1 pseudogene and 1 CRISPR repeat array are annotated in these 1,902 nt (G+C 34.9%); the pseudogene reads left to right on the top strand.

Annotated elements, in window-relative coordinates:
- Positions 1-69: 69 nt before the first annotated feature.
- A CRISPR array of direct repeats spans positions 70-625; the repeat unit is 30 nt; unit sequence GATAAAGAGTAACATGAGATGTATTGAAAC.
- Between the two features lie 169 nt (positions 626-794).
- Positions 795-1,902, top strand: a pseudogene (locus LJE11_RS18950) (AAA family ATPase); the annotation flags it as partial.

Raw genomic sequence — 1,902 nt, 5'->3', positions numbered from 1 at the left:
TATTTTGTTGAAGTTTCTTTATATTTTATTTTATCTAGCACAACAAGTTAATTTACATCTTCCCATTTAGATAAAGAGTAACATGAGATGTATTGAAACCAGAGTCGGCAGCAGTTAAAGCGTTTTGTGAAGCTTGATAAAGAGTAACATGAGATGTATTGAAACGAATTTGATATGGAGCCAAAGAAACCAGCAGCAAAAGATAAAGAGTAACATGAGATGTATTGAAACTGCAATATGTAATCCAGATATTTTTAATAATGCTTCGATAAAGAGTAACATGAGATGTATTGAAACAGTAATGATCTTTCCATCGTTTATTCCTCCTGTTTTGATAAAGAGTAACATGAGATGTATTGAAACTCGTTTCAACCGCTTATTATCCGTAATACTCCAAGATAAAGAGTAACATGAGATGTATTGAAATCTGCAGAAAGGGTACTGAGGGTACTGGATGGTCTTTCGATAAAGAGTAACATGAGATGTATTGAAACGCACATCTTTTGCGCCGTAGGTGTTACCAGTTACCGATAAAGAGTAACATGAGATGTATTGAAACAGTCTGTTTACAACAGACAGTTCTCCAATGGAACCCGATAAAGAGTAACATGAGATGTATTGAAACAATATAAAATGTTGTATATAATGGAATTGCTCTGACAATAACAAATATCCAATCCACAACTCATTTATATCTGTTAACATATAGCAACATAAGTATGGAAAATAGAGATTAACATAAAATACAATGTATAATATGTATATAGAACCGAGACAAAAGGGAGGATCATGTATTGAATTCAGTCAAAAAAAAACTTCCAATAGGAATAGAAAATTTTGCAAAGCTTCAGGCGGAAGATTTCTACTATGTAGACAAAACGATGCTTATCAAAGAACTTCTGGATAATTGGGCGGAGATGAATCTGTTTACACGTCCGAGAAGATTTGGTAAAACACTGAATATGAGTATGCTGAAAGCATTCTTTGAATTAAACGGTGATAAGAACTGCTTTAAAGGAACAAGAATTTCCAGAGAAGTTTATCTTTGCGAACAATACATGGGAAAGTTCCCTGTGATTTTTATTTCCCTGAAGAGTATCAGTGCGCAAACTTATGAAAAAGCCTGTGATATGGCAATACAGATTGTAAATGGTGAGGCGCGTAGATTCCAGTATTTATTGGACAGTGAACGTTTGACGGAATATGATAAGGATGCGTTCAAATCATTGCTTCTGCCGGATATGAAGGAATCTGTTCTGTGCAGCAGTCTGAGGATTCTGTCAGAACTTCTGGAGAAACATCATGGTCAGAAAGTTATCTTATTGATTGATGAATATTTTGGATTTACGGACAGTGATGTAAAGAATATATTGGAATATTATGAACTTTCTGAGCATTATGATGAAATAAAAATGTGGTATGACGGATATCGGTTTGGAAATGTAGAGGTTTACTGTCCCTGGGATGTGATAAATTATTGTGATGAATTGCGTATAAACAATATGGCGCAGCCACAGAATTACTGGTCTAATACTAGCAGTAATGAAGCGGTGAAACGCTTTATTCAGGAGACTGATAAGGAACGGTCAGAAAGGAAATTGAGAAACTGATAGCAGGAGAAACAATTGTAAAGGAGATTCATCAGGAACTGACATATCAGGATATGTATGCTTCGATTGAAAACCTGTGGAGTGTTCTTTTTACTACGGGATATCTCACACAGACCGGAAGAAAAGATGCAAATACGTTCATGCTTACCATTCCTAATATGGAAATACGTAATATTTTTCTGACACAGATTATGGAATATTTTAACAACCGTAGCAAGAATTCCCTCACCTCTATAGGGACGCCACTGAAAAAGTCTTTATTTTGCATAAAGCAGTACAATATAAAGTGTTT

The organism is Blautia sp. DFI.1.216 (assembly GCF_020594215.1).
Taxonomy (GTDB): domain Bacteria; phylum Bacillota; class Clostridia; order Lachnospirales; family Lachnospiraceae; genus Blautia_A; species Blautia_A wexlerae.
The sequence above is the reverse complement of the archived record's forward strand: the minus strand, read 5'-3'. Positions and strand labels throughout refer to the sequence as shown.